The following is a 20,245-nucleotide window of genomic DNA, read 5'->3' as shown; positions in this document are numbered from 1 at the left end:
GGGTCGATGTCTGGTCTCGTCCCCGCGAGGCCCAGGCGAGCGGCCCTGTGTGCGGTCCTGCCCGCACGACTCCCCCGGAGTCGTTTCCCCGTGCGCCAGTCGCCGTGCGTACGGCCCACCTTAGCGGGCACGCCACGAGAAAGGTTTCTCCGTCCGGTATACGAGCGAACATGGAAAGTGACGCCACCCTCGTCGACTGCCTGACGGACGATCGGAGACCCCGTGTCGAAGACTGCTGATGCCATCCGCTCCGCCGACGCGCACAGCGCGCACAACTACCACCCGCTCCCGATCGTCGTCTCGTCGGCGCAGGGCGCGTGGATGACCGACGTGGAGGGCCGCAGGTACCTCGACATGCTCGCCGGCTACTCGGCGCTCAACTTCGGCCACGGCAACCGCCGTCTGATCGACGCCGCCCGCGCGCAGCTGGAGCGGGTCACCCTCACCTCCCGCGCCTTCCACCACGACCGCTTCGCGGACTTCTGCACCGAACTCGCCGCCCTGTGCGGCAAGGAGATGGTGCTGCCGATGAACACGGGTGCGGAGGCCGTGGAGACGGCGGTCAAGACCGCCCGCAAGTGGGGGTACGAGGTCAAGGGCGTCCCGGACGGACATGCCAAGATCGTCGTGGCGGCCGACAACTTCCACGGCCGGACCACCACCATCGTGTCCTTCTCGACGGACCACGAGGCCCGCGACCACTTCGGGCCGTACACCCCCGGGTTCGAGATCGTGCCGTACGGGGACCTCACCGCGCTCTCCCACGCCCTGACCTCGAACACCGTGGCCGTGCTGCTGGAGCCGGTCCAGGGCGAGGCGGGCGTCCTCGTCCCGCCGGCCGGCTACCTCCAGGGCGTACGGGAACTCACGCGCGAGCGGAACGTCCTGTTCATGGCGGACGAGATCCAGTCGGGCCTCGGCCGTACCGGCGAGACCTTCGCGTGCGCGCACGAGGGGGTCGTGCCGGACGTGTACATCCTCGGCAAGGCGCTGGGCGGCGGCGTGGTCCCCGTCTCCGCCGTGGTCGCCGACCGGGACGTGCTGGGGGTGTTCCGGCCCGGCGAGCACGGGTCCACCTTCGGCGGGAACCCGCTGGCCTGTGCCGTCGCCCTGGAGGTGATCGCGATGCTGCGGACCGGCGAGTACCAGCAGCGCGCCACCGAGCTCGGCGACCACCTGCACCGGGAGCTGAACCTGCTGGTGGGCAGTGGCGCCGTGACCGCCGTACGGGGCCGCGGCCTGTGGGCGGGCGTCGACATCGACCCGGCGCGCGGCACGGGCCGGGAGATCTCCGAGAAGCTGATGGAGCTGGGGGTGCTGGTGAAGGACACCCACGGATCGACCATCCGGATCGCCCCTCCGCTGGTGATCAGCAAGGAGGACCTGGACTGGGGCCTGGACCGGCTGCGGACGGTGCTGGCCGTCTGACGGGACCCGTCCGAGGGGCCTAGAGGATGACGTGGGGCAGGAAGCGGGCGTACTCGTCCGTGACCGGCCCCGCCGATTCCCGGATGCCCAGTCCCGCCGCCTCCTCCTCGACGACCCACGCGCCGAGCACCACCCGGTTGCCGTCGAAGTCCGGCAGCGGGGCCAGGGCCTGGAAGACGTACGTCTCGTCCTCCTCCGGCGCGAACGGCTCCCCGCCCACCGGGTGCAGGGTGACGCCCGCGCCCTCGCGGCCCAGCAGCGGCTTGGCCGCGAACCCGGTGGTTCCCGCGAGCTCGCGCGGCCCGTCGAGATAGGCGGGCAGCAGGTTGGGATGCTCGGGGAAGAGCTCCCACAGGATCGCCAGCAGCGCCTTGTTGGCGAGCAGCATCTTCCACAGGGGCTCGATCCAGCAGGTGCTGCCGGAGCCGCCGCCGTGGTCGTACGTGGCGAGGACCTGCGGGCCGAACGCGTCCTCGGCCAGCCACTCCCACGGGTAGAGCTTGAAGCAGCTGCGGATGAACCGCAGCCTGTCGTCGACGAACCGGCCGGACAGGCTGTCCCAGCCGATCTGTTCCACGGACAGGGCGTGCGTGGCCAGACCGGCCTGCTCGGCGGTCTCCTGGAGGTAGGCGACCGTCATCAGGTCCTCGCCGAGCTCATCGGTCTCGGAGTGCGCGAAGTGGACGGGCCCGGGGGGCAGCAGTTCCGCCTGCCGGCGCCACGCTTCGACGAGGCGCTCGTGCAGCGAGTTCCACTGGTCGGCGCCGGGGAAGCGTTCCTCCATCCAGAACCACTGCGGGCTCGCCGCCTCGACCAGGGAGGTGGGGGTGTCCGCGTTGTACTCCAGCAGCTTGGCCGGGGCGCCGCAGTCGTCGTAGCGCAGGTCGAAACGGCCGTAGAGGGACGGCTGTTCGGCGCGGCGCCGCCAGGACTCGGCGATGCGGGCGGCGAGTTCGGCATCGTTGATGCCGAGGTCCGCGAAACGGTTCTGCTCGACGATGTGGGCGGCCGCGGCGAGGCACATGGCGTGCAGCTCCTCGACCACGTTCTCCAGCGCCTCGACCTCGGGGAGCGAGAAGGAGTAGTACGCGCTCTCGTCCCAGTAGGGGCGCAGGGAGTCGTCGGGGTAGCGGGTCAGGGGGTAGATCAGGCCCTGCTCCTCGACGGTCTTCTGCCAGTCGGGGCGGGGCTCGATGGTGTGCCGCTTCACGGGGGCCTTCCTCAGCCGCCGCTGGAGCTGCCGTGGCCGCCGATGCCGCCGCGGGTGACGGCGGACTTGTCGAAGCTGCCGCCCTTGACCCTGCCGCTGCTGGTGGTGCCGCCGTAGTAGTACGCGCCGCGGCCGCCGCTGCTGCACTCCTTCTCGTTCAGCTTCTGCAGGGTGGCGCGGTCGGCGCAGCGCTTGTCGGGCTCGCTGCTGCCGCACGCCACGAGGGTGGCGGCGAGCAGTCCCATGCCGCCGAGGGCGACGGCGCCCGAGCGCATGCGGCGCCGGGTCGTGGTGTCGGTGGTGTCCATGTACGGGTTCGCTCCCCCTGGGTTGCGTTGCCCGACAGCCTAGAGCGGTGGGGCGGGGGGATGGAATCCGGCCGTCGTCACACCCTTGTCACGACGGTGACCTACAGTCTGTTCGTGCTGATTGGGATGGTTTGCGCGCTGGGGGCGGCGGTCTGTTTCGGGACGGCGTCGGTCTTGCAGGCGGTGGCCGCGCGGGCGGCGGAGCCGGGCACGGGGTCGGGGGTGGACGCGGCCCTGCTGCTGCGGGCGGTGCGGCAGTGGCGGTACCTGGCGGGGCTGGGCCTGGACGCGATCGGGTTCGTCCTCCAGATCGTGGCGCTGCGGCACATTCCCATCTACGTCGTGGGGGCCGCCCTCGCGGCGAGCCTGGCGGTGACGGCGGTGGTCGCGGCGCGGCTGCTGCGGGTACGGCTGAGCCGGGCGGAGTGGGGGGCCGTCGCGGTGGTGTGCGGGGGGCTCGTGATGCTGGGGCTGGCCTCCGGCGAGGAGGGCGCGCAGACGGGGCTGCCCTGGCTGGGGCCGGCGCTGCTGGTCGTGGCGGCGCTGGTGCTGCTCGCCGGGGCGGCTGCGGGCCGTCTCCCCGGGCGCGCCCGGGCCCTCGCGCTGGGCCTGGCGGCGGGGACCGGCTTCGGGGTGGTGGAGGTGGCGGTCCGCCTCATCGACGGCCCGGACCTCTCGAACCCGGCGCTGTACGCCCTGCTGTTGGGCGGGGGCGCGGCGTTCCTGCTGCTCACGTCGGCGCTCCAGCGGGGTTCGGTGACGGCGGCGACGGCGGGGATGGTCCTGGGCGAGACGGTCGGCCCGGCGGTGGTGGGCGTGGCCTGGCTCGGGGACCGCACCCGGGAGGGCCTGACGTGGCTGGCCGTCCTCGGCTTCGCGGTGGCGGTCGCGGGATCGCTGGCGCTGGCCCGCTTCGGCGAACCGTGACGCGGGCCGGGTACCCGGCCGGTGACCGAGGGGGGTGCCGGGTGCCCGACCGGTGACCGCAGGAGTCAGCCGAACCCGGCGCCCGCCGGCACCTACGGGAGGGCCGCCAGGAGGGCCGACAGGGTCGGCGACCACGCGCTGTCCGGCGGGTTGCCGTAGCCGACCACCACCGCCTCACGCGGCGGCAGGTCCGAAAGGGGGTGGCGGAAGGCCGACAGGCCCTCCAGGGCGAGGCCCTGCCCGGCCGCCGCCTGGAGCACCGGCCGCTCCATGCCCCGCGCGAGGTCCAGGACCACGTGCAGCCCCGCCGCGATGCCGGCGACCCCCGTCACCGACGCCCTGGCGGAAACCGCCTCGACCACCGCGTCCCGGCGCCTGCGGTACCGCGTGCGCATCCCCCGCACGTGCCGGTCGTACGCCCCGGACCGGATGAACTCGGCCAGCGTCAGCTGCTCCACCGCGCCGGAGGTCCAGTCGGTGTGGCCCTTGGCCGCGAGCACCTCCTCCAGCAGCGCTTGCGGCACCACCATCCACCCCATCCGCAGCCCCGGCGCCAGGGACTTGCTCGCCGTCCCCAGGTAGACCACGCGGTCCGGGTCCAGCCCCTGGAGCGCGCCGACCGGCTGGCGGTCGTAGCGGAACTCCCCGTCGTAGTCGTCCTCCAGGATCAGGCCGCCCGTGGTACGCGCCCAGTCGACCGCCGCCGTCCGCCGCTCCGGCGTCAGCGCGACCCCCGTCGGGAATTGGTGCGCCGGGGTGAGCAGTACCGCGCCCACCGCCTTGCCGGGCAGTTCGTCCGTCCGCGCCCCGGCTGCGTCCAGCCGCAGCGGGTGCGTCCGCAGCCCGGCCCCCGTGAGCAGTTCCCGGTGTACGCCGAGGCCGTACCCCTCCACCGCCACGTCCCGTACCCGCCGCCCCCGCAGCACCTTCGACAGCAGCATCAGCCCGTGCGCGAACCCCGCGCACAGCACGATGCGCCCGGGGTCCGCGTAGACGCCGCGCGCCCGCGCCAGGTACCCGGCCAGCGCCTCGCGCAGCTCCACCCGGCCCCGTGCGTCCACCGCGTACCCGAGCGCCTCGTTCGGGGCGCCCACGAGCGCCCGTCGGGTCGCCGCCGCCCAGGCCGCGCGGGGGAAGCCGCCCAGGTCCGGCGAGCCGGAGATCAGGCTGTACGCGGGCCCCCGGTGCACGGGGGGACGTACCCGGGCGGCGGGCGCAGCAGCGGTGCGGCGCGGTCTGGCCCGCTCCGCGACCCGGGTGCCGGAGCCCTGGCGGGCCGTCAGCCAGCCCTCGGCCACGAGTTCCGCGTACGCCTCCGCGACCGTGTTGCGGGCGATGGCCAGGTCCGCCGCGAGGGAGCGCGAGGACGGCAGCCGGGTCCCGGGCGCCAGCCGCCCGCTGCGCGCCGCCTCGCGCAGGGCCTCGGCCAGCCCGGCCCGCAGACCCCTTCCGGTGGCGAGGTCGAGGTGCAGGTCGGCGCCGAAAGTGGCCCAGGATTCCGTCATGGATGTGGACCATATCGGCGGGCTGCCCGCCTCATACGGTGGGGGCATGACGACGAACGAAGCCACCGGATACGCCCCCGAAGAGCCCGCCCGCCTGAACTGGTACAAGCACGCCCCCGAGGTCTACAAGGCGATGGTCGCCCTGGAGATCGCGTCCAAGAAGGACCTCGACCCGGTCCTGGTGGAGCTGGTCAAGACCCGTGCCTCGCAGCTCAACAACTGCGCCTTCTGCCTGGACATGCACACCAAGGACGCCCTGGCGGCCGGCGAGCGCGTCGAGCGCCTCGTCCAGCTCTCCGCCTGGCGCGAGTCCCGGCACTTCTACACCGAGAAGGAGCTGGCGGCGCTCGCACTGACGGACTCGGTGACCGTCCTCACGGACGGTTTCGTTCCCGACGAGGTCTACGCGGCCGCCGCCGGGCACTTCGAGGACACCGAGCTGGTCCAGCTGATCGCCGTGATCACGACGATCAACGCCTGGAACCGGTTCGGCGTCACCTGCCGGCTGGTCCCGGGCCACTACAAGCCGGGCTCCATGGGGCACTGAACCCCAACCGGCGGGTACCGGCGCTCGCCTCAGCCGCCCGGCCGGAAGGCTTCCAGCGCCGCCGTGTGGTGGCGGAGGGTGACCGTCCAGTCGGCGGCCGGGCCGGCGGTCAGGACGGCCCACTTGGCGCCGTCCTGGGTGCGCGAGACGCGCTCCACGCCCCGGCGCCGCCCGTGGGACTCCACGCTGTCGTACTCGTAGACCAGTTCCGCGGCGTCCGCGGAGCCCGGCACCTGTCCGACGCGGATCTCCTCGTAGCCCGAGGTGCGGGCGCGCAGGTCGGTGGAGGCGCCTTGGACGGCCCCGAGCGGGCTGAGATCCGCTTCGCTGACGCGGAAGACCTGGAGCAGGGAAGTCCGGTCGGGTGAGCGGTAGAAGACGCCGCTCTCGGCCTCCTCCCGAAGCCAGCCGGTGGGCACGGCGAGGGTGAACCCCTTGGGATCCCGGACCGTCTCGTGCGCCGCGTCCGCACTGGGGCCGCTGCTCGCGGACGGGCTCCCGGAGGGGCTCCCGGACGACGAGCCGAGCGGCGACCGCGACCCGGACGCGCCGCCGTCCGCCGGGGCGCTCGACGCCGACGCCCCCGCGTGCGGTGACGGCTGACCGGAGCCGCGCTCGACGAACCAGACGGCGGCCGCCCCGATCGCGAGGGCGGCCACCGCGATGCCGGCCGTGGTCGGCGTCAGCCACCGCCCGCCCGGCCCCCCGGGGCGCGGGGGCCCCGGCGGTACGGGCGGCGGTGGCGGCGGGCCCGGCAGCAGGTGCGGGTCGTACGGGGGCGGCACCGAAGGCAGGCCCCCCTCGTGCACCGGCGGCCGGCTCCCGTCGTAGGCCTGCGGTGCGGTCGGCGCCAGCGGGTCGTACGCCGGCGGTGCCTGCGGCGTCGCGGCGGGGGCGGAAGCGGGGCCCGGGGCCGGGGTACCGGCGGGGGCGCCGGCCGGGGCGTCCCACACCCAGCGCTGCGTGCGCGCGTCCCAGCGGGGTGCACCCTGCGGCTGCGGGGCCACGGCTCAGCCCCCCAGCGTGATCAGCAGCTCGCCCAGCGCGGTCGCCGCACTGACCGACTCCACCAGCGGGGCCCAGCGCTCCAGCGCCCCGCGCAGCCGGGCGGCGAGCCCGGGCCGGATCTCCCGCGCCGTCTCCAGCTCCTCGGCGGCCCCGTCCAGTTCGGCGTCCAGCGCCGACCGGTCCTCGCCCCGGGGCAGCCGTACGAGGGCGGCGCGCAGCTCCAGTACGGCGTCGAGCAGCACCTGCGGCGTGGGCGCCTCGGCGCCGGCGCCCCCGTGCCGGACGGTGTTCGTGTTGTTGCTGCCGCCGATGCTGAACGCGCTGCCGGTGATGTCGCCGAGCGTCACGGACGGCTCCGCCGGGCCCCCGCCCGTCGTGCCCGCACTGTTCCCGTCAGTTGCCACCGCTGCTCCCCTTGCCCCTGCCGCTGTTGTGGTGACCGGTGTTGGTGTTGTTGCTGCCGCCGACGCTGAACGCGCTGCCGTTCACCGACTGGATGAACACCCCGCCCTCGGCGACGTTGACGGCGCGCTTCGCGAACTCCTCGGTGTGCCAGCCCGCTTCGTGCAAGGCGACGATAACGCCGCCGACCACACGGTCCTGAACCGTTTTCAGGAAGCGGTCCAGGTCCATCAGGTGGAACAGCGACCCGTTGTCCTCGGAGGCGAGTTCGCGCACCGACAGGCGCGGCCCCTCGGGCCGGGCGCCGCCGTGGCCGCCGGTCACGATCCGCCACCAGCTCGCGAGGCCACGGCCCAGGGTGGTGACGGAGGCCGCGATGGAGCCCGGGGTCTGCCGCAGGGCCGCGACCGCCTTCCCGAAGCCGTTGTTGTTGCGGTAGCGCTGGGCGTCGGCGTCCGCGTTGTGGAAGGCGACGTCCACGGGGAGCAGCACGTGCGGCGCCACTTCCAGCATCATCATGCCGCCCTGGGTGTGGACCCGTACGAAGACGGTGACGACGAGGTTCTCGTCCCAGCCGCCCACCCGCACGCGCAGGAAGTGCCTGCGGCGCTCGCCGCCCTCCTCGACGGCTGCGGCCCGCTGCTCCGCGTACTGGGCGTGGATGGCCTGGGCCGCGTCCCGGTGCGGCAGCCCGTTGGCGGGCAGGAACACGCACTCGTCGACGACGAGTTCCCGCAGCCGGTCACCGACGGCCGCCTCGGCCTCCAGGGAGCCGTGCGGCGAGGGCACCCGCAGCCGCTCCAGCAGCGGCGCGATCTTGGAGATGAGGTGGGCGTTGGTGACCGGCGTCGGCTTGCGGTCGGGGCCGAGGTCCTCGCGCGGGCGCAGTTCGACGGAGAGCTGCCAGGGCCGGTAGGCGTCACCGGCGCCGCAGAACGGGTCGTTGACGTCGTACATGATCACCGGCGCGTGCTGCTCGGCCCGGATACGGGCGCGCACGCGATGGAAGCGCACACCCGGGGCCGCTTCGGCCGGGTCGCCGGCGTGGTCGGCGTAGCGGCGCTCGTTGAGGTCGGTGGCGATGGTCCGGTAGACGTGGCCGCGCTGGAGGCCCACGACGACGACCACGGCGGCGAAGACGACGGGCACCCACCAGAAGACGGCGGTGGCCGCCGCGGTGTTCCCGAAGGACGGGGTGAAGAACAGGGCGCCGGGGCCGCCCGAGTCGCCGAGCATGCTCATCAGGGCGAATCCGCCGAAGGCGAGGAAGAGCAGGGTGAAGGCGAGCACCACGAAGACGTAGACGCGCAGGATCACGGCCAGCGCCCGCAGCAGCGGCGTGCCCCGGCCGCGCAGCCAGTCGGCGAAGCTCAGCAGGAGGAACGGGACGAGCAGCAGCATGAGCGCGCCACCGGTGAGGAGGGAGCCGACGAACCAGGCTCCGAGCACCCCGGCCGCCCAGCCGAGTTCGGCGCGGCGCGCGCGCAGCGCGTGGGCGAGCACCCGGGAGGCGTCGAAGCCGTAGGAGGGGGCGACGATGCGCTCTTCGTGGACGTAGAGCTCGTCGATGACCCGGTCGCGGAATCCGGCGTCGAGGTACGTACCCGCGCAGAGGAACCGGCCGGCCTCGCTGAGCGAGGGGTGTACCGGCGGGCGGCCGGCGCGGGGATCGCCCCAGCCGGCCGGACCGGTCGACTGGTGGGGAATCGGGGTCTCGGTCACCGACCGACCTTAGGTTCCCCCTACATCACGCGATAGGCCGAATCGCGCCAAAACGCCCCGACCAGGTTTGGCCGGGGCGTTTCGTCGTTCGTATTGGTTCGAACGGGCCTGACCGGTCAGCGGTCCGGCCCGGCCGGTCAGATCAGACCGAGCTCGCGCACCGCGTCGCGCTCCTCGACCAGCTCCGCCACGGACGCGTCGATGCGCGTACGGGAGAACTCGTTGATGTCCAGGCCCTGGACGATCTCGTACTTGCCGTCCTTGGTGGTGACGGGGAACGAGGAGATGATGCCCTCGGGGACGCCGTAGGAGCCGTCCGACGGGACACCCATCGAGGTCCAGTCGCCGGCGGCGGTGCCGTTGACCCACGTGTGGACGTGGTCGAGGGCGGCGTTGGCGGCGGAGGCGGCCGAGGACGCGCCACGGGCCTCGATGATCGCGGCACCGCGCTTGGCGACGGTCGGGATGAAGGTCTCGGCGAGCCACTGCTCGTCGTTGACGACCTCGGCGGCGTTCTTGCCGGCGATCTCCGCGTGGAAGATGTCCGGGTACTGGGTCGCCGAGTGGTTGCCCCAGATGGTGAGGCGCTTGATGTCGGAGACGGCGGCGCCGGTACGGGCGGCCAGCTGCGAGATCGCGCGGTTGTGGTCCAGGCGGGTCATCGCGGTGAACCGCTCGGCCGGTACGTCCGGGGCGGCGGCCTGCGCGATGAGCGCGTTGGTGTTGGCCGGGTTGCCCACGACCAGGACCTTGATGTCGTCCGCGGCGTGCGCGTTGATCGCGGCGCCCTGCGGCTTGAAGATGCCGCCGTTGGCGGAGAGCAGGTCACCGCGCTCCATGCCCTTGGTGCGCGGGCGGGCGCCCACGAGCAGCGCGACGTTGGCACCCTCGAAGCCCTTGTTCGGGTCGTCGAAGATGTCGATGCCGCGGAGCAGCGGGAAGGCGCAGTCGTCGAGCTCCATGGCGGTTCCCTCGGCGGCCTTCATGCCCTGGGGGATTTCGAGGAGCCGGAGCTTGACCGGCACGTCCGCGCCGAGGAGGTGACCGGACGCGATGCGGAAGAGCAGCGCGTAGCCGATCTGGCCGGCGGCGCCGGTGACGGTGACATTCACGGGAGTGCGGGTCATGGCCTTCTCCGTTAGACAGCTGGCGGTGGGGCGTCCCTGCCCCATGTGCTGGAGGACGCCGCTCCCCTGTCCTCTAAATCTTGACGTGAAGAGACATCCGCGGTCAGGCTATCCGACCCCGGGGGCGGCTAACCCACAGGCCCGTGTGGTGCGTGGCACACGGACCCGGATGTTCGAAGGCCGGACGGCCGCCCGGGCCCCGAATCCACCCCGCCGCGCGGCTAGCGGACCGTGAAGCGGACCGCCGTCTCCAGGAACGGGACGTGCAGCGGCGGCTTGGGTTCCATCACCAGCGCGAGCAGGGTGATGGCCACGCCGAGCACCCCGTAGGTCAGCAGGTCCGTGAACCGGGAGCGGACGGCGAGCATCCCCACCGACGGCAGCACGCGCCGCATCACGGCGGCCGCGATCAGGGCGATCCCGATGATCAGGCAGCCCACCCGCGGGTGGCCCGTCGCCGTCGTCAGCAGCCCGGCCGCGGTGGCGGCGAGGACGCTGAGCATCGGCCACTGCCGTGCGGGCGCCGGGGCGTCCCCCGGAGCGGCCCGGCCGCCGCCCTCGGGCCGGGCGGTGTCCCGGGTGACGGAAGGGAACCGGCGGGACTTGGGGGCCTCGGCAGGCCCCTGGTCCCCCTCGCCCCCGGCCGGGCCGGTGGTGTGCTCAACCCGCACTGGTGGTCCGTTCCGCCGCCTCGACGACATTGACGAGCAGCTGGGCGCGGGTCATCGGGCCGACGCCGCCGGGGTTCGGGGACAGCCAGCCCGCCACCTCCGCGACCCCCGGGTGCACGTCGCCGACGATCTTCCCGCTCTCGTCGCGGCTGACGCCGACGTCGAGCACCGCCGCGCCCGGCTTCACGTCCTCCGGCTTGACCAGGTGCGGGACCCCGGCGGCCGCGACGATGACGTCCGCCTGCCGCAGCAGGCGCGGCAGGTCGCGGGTACCGGTGTGGCACAGGGTGACCGTGGCGTTCTCGGACTTGCGGGTCAGGAGCAGCCCGATGGAGCGCCCGACGGTGACGCCGCGGCCCAGGACGACGACGTGGGCGCCGTTGATCTCCACGCCGTGGTGACGCAGCAGCGCCACGATCCCGTACGGGGTGCAGGGCAGCGGGCCGGGCTCGTTGAGCACCAGCCGGCCCAGGGACATGGGGTGCAGTCCGTCGGCGTCCTTGAGCGGATCCATCAGCTCCAGGACGCGGTTGGTGTCGATGCCCTTGGGGAGCGGGAGTTGCACGATGTAACCCGTGCACTCCGGGTTCTCGTTGAGTTCCCGGACGACCGCCTCGATGTCCTCCTGGGAGGCGGTGGCCGGGAGTTCGCGCTGGATGGAGGCGATGCCGACCTCCGCGCAGTCCTTGTGCTTGCCGTTGACGTACCAGCGGCTGCCCGGATCGTCACCGACCAGCAGGGTGCCGAGGCCGGGGGTGACACCCCGGGCTTTCAGCGCCGACACGCGGGCGGTCAGTTCGGACTTGATCGCGGCTGCGGTGGCCTTGCCATCGAGAATCTGGGCGGTCATGCCCCCATCCTCCCGGATGGAGCGGCCCCGGTTCCACTCAAGGCCCCCGGCGGGCGTCCGGCGGGCGTCCGGCGGCGTCCCGGACCCTCTTGGTCATTTCATTGCACTTGCACAACAAGTCCCGACCGCTGTGCGAACCGGCTGGACAATCCCCCTGCGCCGGGACCACGATGACGGGCAATGAGTGCCGCGGGCAGTGCCGGGGGGTGACCGCAAAACGCAGTGTTTCCTCCGAAAGTGCCGTGCGTCCCCGCACTTCCACGGAGGAACAACCCAAAGATGAGCTTCGGCGACCCGAACAACCCGTACGGACAGCAGCAGCAGCCGCCGCAGGGCCAGCCCGGCTACGGTTACCCGCAGCAGGCCCCCCAGGGCATTCCGCCGCAGGGCGTCCCCCCGCAGGGCCAGCCCGGTTACGGCTACCCGCAGCAGCCGGGCCAGCCGCCCTACGGTGCGATGCCCCCGGCCCCCGGCACGCTCCAGGCGAACAACGGCTACATCAACGTGGCCGGCCTCGGCACCGTCGAGGTGGCGACGATGGGCCGCCGCTTCGGCGCCCGTCTGATCGACGGCCTGGTCATCGGTGTCCTGTACTCGATCCTCAGCGCGATCGGTGTCGCGAGCGCCTTCGGCGCGTCGAAGAGCATCCAGGACTGCACCGGCCTGGACTACGCGTCTTCCGCGTACCAGAGCTGCGTCAACGACCAGGCCGAGGCCGCCGGCGGCATCATCGCCACCTTCTTCGGCGTGATCCTCGTCTTCTTCGTCGCCACCCTGCTCTACGAATGGCTGATGATCGCGTTCGTGGGCGCGACGGTCGGCAAGCTGGCCCTGGGCCTGAAGGTCGTCAAGGAGAACACCGGCCAGGTCCCCGGCATCGGCGGCGGCTTCATCCGCTGGATCATCCCGATGGTCGGCGCGTTCCTCTGCGGCATCGGCCAGATCCTGGTCTACCTCTCCCCCTTCTTCGACAACTCCGGCAAGCTGCAGGGCTGGCACGACCGTGCCGCCGGCACGATCGTCGTGAAGAAGTAAGCGGTACCGCTCGCAAGACGGCGAAGGCCGCGCTCCCCGGACGGGGGGCGCGGCCTTCGCCGTGTGCGGGGTGCGATCAGTGGAAGAAGTGACGGGTACCGGTGAAGTACATGGTCACGCCGGCCGCCTTCGCGGCCTCGATGACCAGCTCGTCACGGACCGAACCGCCCGGCTGCACGACGGCCTTGATGCCGGCCGCCGTCAGGATCTCCAGCCCGTCCGGGAACGGGAAGAAGGCGTCGGAGGCCGCGTACGAGCCCTGCGCGCGCTCGGCGCCGGCCCGCTCGACCGCGAGCTTCGCGGAGTCGACCCGGTTGACCTGGCCCATGCCGACGCCGACCGAGGCGCCGTCCTTGGCCAGCAGGATCGCGTTGGACTTGACGGCCCGGCAGGCCTTCCAGGCGAAGGCGAGCTCGGCGAGCTCCTCGGCGGAGAGGGGCTCGCCGGTCGCGAGGGTCCAGTTCCGCGGGTCGTCGCCCTCAGCCTGGAACAGGTCGCTCTGCTGGAGCAGCGCGCCGCCGGAGACGGGCTTGAGGTCACCCGGCTGGTGCGGGGTGCCGTCGACCTTCAAGACGCGGATGTTCTTCTTCTTGGCCAGGACCTCGACCGCGCCGTCCTCGTAGCCGGGGGCGGCGATGACCTCGGTGAAGATCTCCGCGACCTGCTCGGCGAGCTCGACGGTCACCGGGCGGTTGACGGCGATGACGCCGCCGAACGCGGAGAGCGGGTCACAGGCGTGCGCCTTGCGGTGGGCGGCGGCGACGTCCGCGCCGACGGCGATCCCGCACGGGTTGGCGTGCTTGATGATCGCGACGCAGGGCTCTTCGTGGTCGTAGGCGGCGCGGCGGGCCGCCTCGGTGTCCACGTAGTTGTTGAAGGACATCTCCTTGCCGTGCAGCTGCTCGGCGTTGGCGATCCCGCCCGGCTGACCGTCCGTGTAGAGGGCGGCCGCCTGGTGGGGGTTCTCGCCGTAACGGAGGGTGGACTTGCGCTGCCAGGCACCGGCCAGGAACTCGGGCAGGACGGCCTCGGGCTCGGGCGCGTAGCCGTTCGTGAACCAGGAGGCGACGGCCACGTCGTAGGCGGCGGTGTGCTGGAAGGCCTCGGCCGCGAGCCGCTTGCGGGCGGTCAGGTCGAAGCCGCCGCCCCGGGCTGCGGTCAGGACGTCGGCGTAGCGCTCGGGGCTGGTCACGACGGCGACCGAGGGGTGGTTCTTGGCGGCTGCGCGGACCATCGAGGGGCCGCCGATGTCGATCTGCTCGACGCACTCGTCGGGCGTGGCACCGGACTGCACGGTGGCGAGGAAGGGGTAGAGGTTGACGACGACCAGGTCGAAGGGCTCCACGCCCAGCTCGGCCAGCTGGCGCCGGTGGTCCTCCAGGCGCAGGTCGGCGAGGATGCCCGCGTGCACGCGGGGGTGCAGGGTCTTGACCCGGCCGTCCAGGCACTCGGGGAAGCCGGTCAGCTCCTCGACCTTGGTGACGGGCACCCCGGCCGCGGCGATCTTGGAGGCGGTGGAGCCGGTGGAGACGAGCGCGACGCCCGCCTCGTGCAGGCCGCGGGCCAGCTCTTCCAGTCCCGTCTTGTCGTAGACGCTGATCAGCGCACGACGGATCGGCCGCTGGGTCGTGGTCGGGTCGTTGCTGCTGTCTGCGGTCTCTACGGCGGTCACTGGATTGTTACCTTTCGTCCCTCAATGCGGTAGCCGTGCCGGGCCAGGCGCCCCACGACGTCGACGAGCAGCGTGCGCTCGACTTCCTTGATGCGCTCATGGAGAGCGGCTTCGTCTTCCCCGTCCCGGATCTCGACGACACCCTGGGCGATGATGGGGCCGGTGTCCACGCCGCTGTCCACGAAATGGACGGTGCAGCCGGTGAACTTGGCGCCGTAGGCGAGGGCGTCGCGGACGCCGTGCGCGCCCGGGAAGGCGGGCAGCAGGGCGGGGTGGGTGTTGATGAACCGGCCGCCGAAGCGGTCCAGGAACTCCGGCCCGACGATCTTCATGAACCCGGCGGAGACCACCAGGTCCGGCTCGTGGGCGGCGGTGGCCGCGGTGAGTGCGGCGTCCCACTCCGCGCGGGTGGCGTACGCCTTGACCGGGCACACGAAGGTCGGGATCCCCGCCTTTTCCGCGCGCTCCAGGCCGACGATGCCGTCGCGGTCGGCGCCGACGGCGACGACCCGGGCGCCGAAGCCCTCGGGGCCGTCGGGGTGGGCGTCGATGGCGTCGAGCAGGGCCTGGAGGTTGGTGCCGGAACCGGAGACCAGCACGACCAGGCGAGAGGCGGCCATGGGAGGCCCTTTCTTGGGGGGCATCGCTTGCACTTGTACGGTCATACGAAACTCCGGGTCCCCGATATACGGGGAACCATACGAAGCGGCGGACCGCCTGCAACGATACCGGCACACGGGACCGCCCCCGGGGGACGGGGGCACGGCCGGGCGGTAGCGTGAGGCGACGCGACGTGGCTCACGCCGACGCGCCGACGCCACGCCCACGACACAGGGGAAGTAACGCACTCGATGCCGGACCGCCGTCAGCCCGACTCTTCGACCGACGACAACCCCTTCGCAGCGCCGCCCGAGGGCAGGCCCGACGAGCCGTGGCAGCCGCGCGGCGGCCCCGGTCACACCGGCCCCGGCGGCCCCGGCCAGGACCCGGCCCCCGGGGGTCCGGCCCGCTGGGACCCGACGGACCCGCTCCAGCGCCGCGCCCGCTACGCGTTGTTCGCAGGCATGTGGGGGTTCTTCTTCGGCGTTTTCGGGATCCCGTCGGTGGGCCTCCTGCTGGGCGCACTCGCGCTGTACTGGGGCATCAGCGCCCTCCGCGCCGGCGTCGCCGACCTCGGCCCGGCGGCCCGCCCCCAGCGCACGGCGGCGGTCAGCGGCCTGGTGACGGCGACGCTCGCCCTGCTGCTGGCGTCGAGCTCGTACGCGGTCCAGCTGGCGTACAAGGACTTCTACGTCTGCCGCGACGACGCCCTGACGCGCACGGCCGAACTCGAATGCAACACCCTCCTCCCGGACAACCTGGTGGGCAAGGCCCTCAAGGTCCGCCAGTAACCGACCGACGGGGGTTACCGGCCCGCCGGGGCAGCCTCAGCCCCGCGGGGCCAATCCCAGCCCCGCCGACAATTCCAGGCCCGCCGGGGCAATTGCAGGCCCGGCGGGGCATTTTCAGCCCCGCCGGCGTTTGAGGCGCGGGGTCCGGGGCGGAGCCCCGGCAACGGCGCCGCGCCCGTCAGACCGCCGGCCGCCGCGACAGCACCCGCGCCCCGGACACCCCCGGCACCAACTCCGCCGCAACCGGCACGGCCGCCACCGCCCCCGACGGCGCGTCACCATCCGCGGCCGCCACCGCCCCCGACGGTACGTCACCATCCGCGGCCGCCACCGCCGCAGGCGACCCACCACCCTCCCCCTCAACCGCCGCCACCGCCGGCGGCTCGGCAACCCCCACCGACTCCACCGCCGGGGCGACCATCGGCACGGCCGCCTCCCGCAACGCCGCCCACCTCAGCTCCCGCACACCCGGGTCGTGCCACTCGTCCGCCACTTCCACCGCCCCCGCCCCCCTCACCGGCCGCACCCGCCACCCGTGCACCGCCACGGCCACCGGCACGGCCAGCACCACCGCCCACCCCACCGCCGCTCCCCCCACCTGCCACCACACCGGCCCGAACCGCACCAGCTCCCGCGATCCCAGCGGCCCCGCCGCCACCGCCGCGAGCCCCGCCATCAGCACCCCGCACACCACCGCCCCCAGCACCGCCGTCCACGCGGTCTCCCCGTACGAGACCTCCCGCGCCCGCCGCACCGCGAACCACCCCACCGCCAGCCCCGCCACGACCGGCACGGCGAACGCCGCCCACGTCAGCGGCGTCCCCGCCCCCGCCCCCGGCAGCGCCGCCAGCAGCGGGAACCTCGGCAGCGCCGCATGCGATCCCACAGAGCCGAACGGTGTCGCCGTCGCCCCCGCACCCAGCGCGAAGCCCGGCCCCAGGCCGTAGGCCGCGCCCCACACCATCGCGTTCGGGACCAGCGTCACCGCCAGCAGCAACACCGCGAACCGCCCCGACCACACCCCGGTCAGCCCCAGGAACGACCCCCGCACCTCCGCCCCGTGCCACACCAGCGACGCCCCGACCAGCAGCACGCCACCGCCCACCAGCACCAGGGCCCCCGCCGCACCCGAGCGCAGCGCCAGCTCGTAACGGGGGCGCGCGATGGCCCTCCGTACGCCCCCCGCCGCCCAGCCCGGCACCCACCGCGGGAACTCGCCCAGCGGCCTCCCCCGCGCCGCCCACACCCCGCTCGCTGCGGCCAGTACGGCCACCAGCGGCACGTGCCACGCCGCGCTCAGCGGGTCGGCCGGCATGGGACCGACCGAGGCGTAGACCGTCGCCAGCGCCCCGACGCCGAGGTAGCCGCAGGTCACCGCCGAGAACACGACACCGGCCGGCAGCACCTCGTCGTCGCCCGGGCCGTCCGCCCGGCCGTCGCCCGAGGCGCTGCCCAGCCGCGCGGCCCGCCGCATCAGCAGCACCGGCAGGGCCACCAGCAGCAACGGCGTCACCCCGACGGGTGCGGGCACCCCCGACAGGGTTTCGTAGCGCACGAGTTCGGTCCCGTGGGCGAGCAGCCACAGCCCGGCCGCGAGGTGCAGCGCGCCGCCGGGGCCGCTGTCCGGATAGGGGGAGCTGATCCACAGCACGATCACGAGCACGGCCAGGAAGCCGAGCCCCAGTCCTGCGGCCACGGCGCCGCCCAGCACACACGCGGCGGCCGCCGGCGAGCGGCGCCGCACGGAGGCCGGCGGGGCCGCCGGCAACGAGGTACCGCGTTCGGTCACTTGGGTCACCCCGTCATGGTGCCAACGACACGCGCTATGGGTGGGTAACAGGCGAATGTCCGTGGTGTCGCCCAATATACGTTTATGTACTTTTTCGCGCAGAGCTACCGGGTCGCGGGGAGAGTGGCATGACACAAGGCGTCGGAACGACCTCCGCCTCAGGAGAGGCCGACCTGCCCTCCCCCCAGGAACGCCGAAGGCTGCGCGAATCCGCGGAACTGACGCACGGTGAGGTGGCGGCGGCCGTCGGGGTCAGCCCTGCCACGGTCCGCTCGTGGGAGAACGGGCGGACGCAGCCGCGGGGCCGGAAACGAAAGGCCTACGCCCGTTTCCTCACCCGCCTCGCGGCGTCCGCCGACCCCGCCGAACCCGCAGCCCCGGCCCCGGCCGCCGGGCCTCCCGACACCGCAACCCCCCGAGCCCAGACCTCGGCCACCCGGGCCCCGGCCGCCGACGCCCCCGCGGCCCACGCCCCCGACACCCCGAAGGGTTCCGGCCCCGGCGCCGTACGGGTCTCCCCGGCCCCGGCGCGGCCCGTCGGCTCCCGCAAACGGCCCAAGGTGGCGGCCAAGCGGGCCCCGAAGCCGCCGGCCGGCTCCTCGCGCCACGACGGCAAGACGCCCGGCAAGGCCGCCGGGAGCAACCACATCCCGCTCCCCCCGGAGCCCCCGGAGCCGCGGCCCGAGCCCCAGCCCCGGCCGCCCGCACCGCAGGCCCCCACCAACCCCGCTCCCGCCCCCGGGTCAGACACGCCCACCGCCACGGCAGAGCCCGACGCCACGGCAGAGCCCACCGCCACGCCAGAGTCCGATGCCGTTGCCGAGCCCGAAGCCCCCGTCGACAGCGGCCCCCTGACCCCCGCCCAGGTGTACGACGCCCTGTACGCCTACGCCGCCCCGGCCCTCGTCCGCCAGGCGTACCTGCTCACCGGCCGCCGCTCCCTCGCCCTGGAGGCCGTCGAAAAGGCGTTCCTCCAGGCCTGGGCGCGCTGGCCGGAGGTCGCCACCGACCCCGATCCGGTGGGGTGGGTGCGCGCGGCCTCGTACGAGTACGCCCTCTCCCCCTGGCACCGGTTCCGACGGGCCTTCCGCCACCCCGACAAGGCCCCGGCCGAAGCCGCCGACCGGATCACGATGGACGCCCTGCTCGCGCTGCCGACCGCGTACCGCCGCGCCGTCCTGCTCTACGACGGCGTCGGCCTCGACCTCCCCGACACGGCCGCCGAGATCGAGGCGTCGACGCCCACGGCGGGCCTGCGCCTGCTGAACGCGCACGCCGCACTGGTCGCCCGGATCCCCGAGCTGGCCGCCCTGCCGCCCGCGCAGCGGTCCGCCCGGCTGCGCGAACGCATGGGTTCGGTCCGCCCGGCCGTCTCCCTCGAACCGCGCCCGGCAGCCGCCGTACGCACCTCCTGCGAGCGCCGCTCGCGCGCGCTGAGCCGGGCGGCGCTCGGGCTGACGGCGGTGATCGCGGTGGCGACGGCGTACACGGCGACCACGGCTCCGACCCAGTACATCCCGCCGCTCGCACCGGGTTCGAGCGTCTCCGGGGTCCCCCCGCTCAGCGGGCCCCAGCGGTTCACCGAGCAGAGCAAGGAGCTGCACGACAGGCTCCGCTCCGAGCCGGCGGCCGGACCGGCCCGCCTCGCTCCGAAGTCCGAGTGAGCCGGGGCCGCACACGGCAGGAACGGGCGTGGCCCGCACCCGTGAGGGGTGCGGGCCACGCCCGTAGGCACGTACGGCTCCTGCTTACTGAGCGGCGTTCAGGATCTCGCGCGCCAGCTTGGCCGTCTCGGTCGGCGTCTTGCCGACCTTGACGCCCGCGGCCTCGAGGGCCTCCTTCTTGGCCTGTGCGGTGCCGGAAGAACCGGAGACGATGGCGCCCGCGTGACCCATGGTCTTGCCCTCGGGGGCGGTGAAGCCCGCGACGTAGCCGACGACCGGCTTGCTGACGTTCTTCGCGATGAAGTCCGCCGCACGCTCCTCGGCGTCGCCGCCGATCTCGCCGATCATGACGATGAGGTCGGTCTCGGGGTCCGCCTCGAACGCCGCGAGGGCGTCGATGTGCGTGGTGCCGATGACCGGGTCGCCACCGATGCCGACGGCGGAGGAGAAGCCGATGTCACGGAGCTCGTACATCATCTGGTAGGTCAGCGTGCCGGACTTCGACACGAGACCGATGCGGCCGGGCTTGGTGATGTCGCCCGGGATGATGCCGGCGTTGGACTGGCCGGGGGTGATCAGACCCGGGCAGTTCGGGCCGATGATCCGGGTCTTGTTGCCCTTGGCGGTCGCGTACGCCCAGAAGGCGGCGGAGTCGTGCACCGCGATGCCCTCGGTGATGACGACGGCCAGCGGGATCTCGGCGTCGATGGCCTCGACGACGGCGGCCTTGGCGAAGGCCGGCGGGACGAAGAGGACGGAGACGTTGGCGCCCGTCTTCTCCATCGCCTCGGCGACCGAGCCGAAGACCGGGACCTCGGTGCCGTCGAAGTCGACGGTGGTGCCGGCCTTGCGCGGGTTCACGCCGCCGACGATGTTGGTGCCGTCAGCCAGCATCAGCTTGGTGTGCTTCATGCCCGTGGCACCGGTCATGCCCTGGACGATGACCTTGCTGTCCTTGTTGAGGAAGATAGCCATGTGAGTCTGTGACC

19 protein-coding genes and 1 riboswitch are annotated in these 20,245 nt (G+C 73.4%); of the genes, 6 read left to right on the top strand and 13 right to left on the bottom strand.

The window, feature by feature from the left end; all coding sequences use genetic code 11:
* Nucleotides 1–22: 22 nt before the first annotated feature.
* A riboswitch (ZMP/ZTP riboswitch) is annotated at nucleotides 23–113 on the bottom strand.
* Nucleotides 114–222: 109 nt separating this feature from the next.
* Entirely contained in the window at nucleotides 223–1,428 is a 1,206-nt protein-coding gene (rocD, locus tag OHA81_RS19515) for an ornithine--oxo-acid transaminase (protein WP_329197668.1), read from the top strand.
* A gap of 19 nt (nucleotides 1,429–1,447) precedes the next feature.
* Here rocD and OHA81_RS19510 read toward each other — a convergent pair whose 3' ends face one another.
* Both OHA81_RS19510 and OHA81_RS19505 read right to left on the bottom strand, forming a co-directional pair.
* Nucleotides 1,448–2,638 (bottom strand): glutathionylspermidine synthase family protein, encoded by a 1,191-nt coding sequence (locus OHA81_RS19510; RefSeq protein WP_329197666.1) that lies wholly within the window; start codon nucleotides 2,636–2,638, stop codon nucleotides 1,448–1,450.
* Between the two features lie 11 nt (nucleotides 2,639–2,649).
* Nucleotides 2,650–2,946 (bottom strand): hypothetical protein, encoded by a 297-nt coding sequence (locus tag OHA81_RS19505; RefSeq protein ID WP_329197664.1) that lies wholly within the window; start codon nucleotides 2,944–2,946, stop codon nucleotides 2,650–2,652.
* Between the two features lie 126 nt (nucleotides 2,947–3,072).
* Between OHA81_RS19505 and OHA81_RS19500 the strand changes: the two genes are divergently transcribed.
* Nucleotides 3,073–3,873 (top strand): hypothetical protein, encoded by an 801-nt coding sequence (locus tag OHA81_RS19500; RefSeq protein ID WP_329202387.1) that lies wholly within the window; start codon nucleotides 3,073–3,075, stop codon nucleotides 3,871–3,873.
* Between the two features lie 92 nt (nucleotides 3,874–3,965).
* On the opposite strand, the gene pdxR is transcribed toward OHA81_RS19500, so the two are convergent.
* Nucleotides 3,966–5,378: a MocR-like pyridoxine biosynthesis transcription factor PdxR gene (gene pdxR, locus OHA81_RS19495; RefSeq protein ID WP_329197663.1), complete on the bottom strand. Its 1,413-nt coding sequence runs from the start codon at nucleotides 5,376–5,378 to the stop codon at nucleotides 3,966–3,968.
* 46 nt (nucleotides 5,379–5,424) lie between these two features.
* Here pdxR and OHA81_RS19490 point away from each other — a divergent pair, with 46 nt between their 5' ends.
* A complete protein-coding gene (locus tag OHA81_RS19490) occupies nucleotides 5,425–5,925 on the top strand; it encodes a carboxymuconolactone decarboxylase family protein (protein ID WP_329197662.1) in 501 nt (166 codons plus the stop codon).
* A gap of 29 nt (nucleotides 5,926–5,954) precedes the next feature.
* On the opposite strand, the gene OHA81_RS19485 is transcribed toward OHA81_RS19490, so the two are convergent.
* The 6 genes from OHA81_RS19485 to OHA81_RS19460 all read right to left on the bottom strand — a co-directional run bounded on the left by OHA81_RS19485 (nucleotide 5,955) and on the right by OHA81_RS19460 (nucleotide 11,705).
* The gene (locus OHA81_RS19485) at nucleotides 5,955–6,932 is read right to left on the bottom strand and encodes a hypothetical protein (protein WP_329197660.1); all 978 of its coding nucleotides are present in this window, start codon (nucleotides 6,930–6,932) and stop codon (nucleotides 5,955–5,957) included.
* Nucleotides 6,933–6,935: 3 nt separating this feature from the next.
* Nucleotides 6,936–7,337, bottom strand: coding sequence for a hypothetical protein (locus tag OHA81_RS19480; protein WP_329197657.1), 402 nt, complete (start codon nucleotides 7,335–7,337; stop codon nucleotides 6,936–6,938).
* Nucleotides 7,327–9,057, bottom strand: a complete 1,731-nt coding sequence (locus OHA81_RS19475; protein ID WP_329197655.1) for a hypothetical protein — start codon at nucleotides 9,055–9,057, stop codon at nucleotides 7,327–7,329. Before OHA81_RS19475 ends, OHA81_RS19480 begins: the two co-directional genes overlap by 11 nt.
* 137 nt (nucleotides 9,058–9,194) lie before the next feature.
* Nucleotides 9,195–10,184 carry a malate dehydrogenase gene (locus tag OHA81_RS19470; protein WP_329197653.1) on the bottom strand — a complete coding sequence of 330 codons (990 nt, stop codon included), beginning with the start codon at nucleotides 10,182–10,184 and terminating at the stop codon, nucleotides 9,195–9,197.
* 221 nt (nucleotides 10,185–10,405) lie between these two features.
* Nucleotides 10,406–10,855 (bottom strand): DUF3017 domain-containing protein, encoded by a 450-nt coding sequence (locus tag OHA81_RS19465; protein ID WP_329197650.1) that lies wholly within the window; start codon nucleotides 10,853–10,855, stop codon nucleotides 10,406–10,408.
* The gene (locus tag OHA81_RS19460; protein ID WP_329197648.1) at nucleotides 10,845–11,705 is read right to left on the bottom strand and encodes a bifunctional methylenetetrahydrofolate dehydrogenase/methenyltetrahydrofolate cyclohydrolase; all 861 of its coding nucleotides are present in this window, start codon (nucleotides 11,703–11,705) and stop codon (nucleotides 10,845–10,847) included. The genes OHA81_RS19465 and OHA81_RS19460 overlap by 11 nt, the downstream gene beginning before the upstream one ends.
* Before the next feature lie 279 nt (nucleotides 11,706–11,984).
* On the opposite strand from OHA81_RS19460, the gene OHA81_RS19455 reads away from it, so the two are divergent.
* Complete coding sequence (locus OHA81_RS19455) at nucleotides 11,985–12,740, top strand: RDD family protein (protein ID WP_329197646.1); 756 nt, start codon at nucleotides 11,985–11,987, stop codon at nucleotides 12,738–12,740.
* Between the two features lie 76 nt (nucleotides 12,741–12,816).
* Here OHA81_RS19455 and purH read toward each other — a convergent pair whose 3' ends face one another.
* Both purH and purN read right to left on the bottom strand, forming a co-directional pair.
* Nucleotides 12,817–14,412 carry a bifunctional phosphoribosylaminoimidazolecarboxamide formyltransferase/IMP cyclohydrolase gene (purH, locus tag OHA81_RS19450; protein ID WP_329197644.1) on the bottom strand — a complete coding sequence of 532 codons (1,596 nt, stop codon included), beginning with the start codon at nucleotides 14,410–14,412 and terminating at the stop codon, nucleotides 12,817–12,819.
* Nucleotides 14,409–15,032, bottom strand: a complete 624-nt coding sequence (gene purN, locus OHA81_RS19445; protein ID WP_329197642.1) for a phosphoribosylglycinamide formyltransferase — start codon at nucleotides 15,030–15,032, stop codon at nucleotides 14,409–14,411. The genes purH and purN overlap by 4 nt, the downstream gene beginning before the upstream one ends.
* Before the next feature lie 231 nt (nucleotides 15,033–15,263).
* Between purN and OHA81_RS19440 the strand changes: the two genes are divergently transcribed.
* Nucleotides 15,264–15,803 carry a hypothetical protein gene (locus tag OHA81_RS19440; protein ID WP_329197640.1) on the top strand — a complete coding sequence of 180 codons (540 nt, stop codon included), beginning with the start codon at nucleotides 15,264–15,266 and terminating at the stop codon, nucleotides 15,801–15,803.
* A gap of 178 nt (nucleotides 15,804–15,981) precedes the next feature.
* Here OHA81_RS19440 and OHA81_RS19435 read toward each other — a convergent pair whose 3' ends face one another.
* The gene (locus OHA81_RS19435) at nucleotides 15,982–17,601 is read right to left on the bottom strand and encodes a cell division protein PerM (RefSeq protein ID WP_329197638.1); all 1,620 of its coding nucleotides are present in this window, start codon (nucleotides 17,599–17,601) and stop codon (nucleotides 15,982–15,984) included.
* 119 nt (nucleotides 17,602–17,720) lie between these two features.
* Here OHA81_RS19435 and OHA81_RS19430 point away from each other — a divergent pair, with 119 nt between their 5' ends.
* On the top strand, nucleotides 17,721–19,256 hold the full coding sequence (locus tag OHA81_RS19430; RefSeq protein WP_329197636.1) for a helix-turn-helix domain-containing protein: 1,536 nt from the start codon (nucleotides 17,721–17,723) through the stop codon (nucleotides 19,254–19,256).
* Between the two features lie 84 nt (nucleotides 19,257–19,340).
* Here the strand turns inward: OHA81_RS19430 and sucD are convergent, their stop codons facing one another.
* Nucleotides 19,341–20,231, bottom strand: a complete 891-nt coding sequence (sucD, locus tag OHA81_RS19425) for a succinate--CoA ligase subunit alpha (RefSeq protein WP_329197634.1) — start codon at nucleotides 20,229–20,231, stop codon at nucleotides 19,341–19,343.
* Nucleotides 20,232–20,245: the final 14 nt, after the last annotated feature.

This window comes from Streptomyces sp. NBC_00667 (assembly GCF_036226825.1).
GTDB lineage: Bacteria > Actinomycetota > Actinomycetes > Streptomycetales > Streptomycetaceae > Streptomyces.
This window is presented reverse-complemented; position numbering and strand designations above follow the sequence as displayed.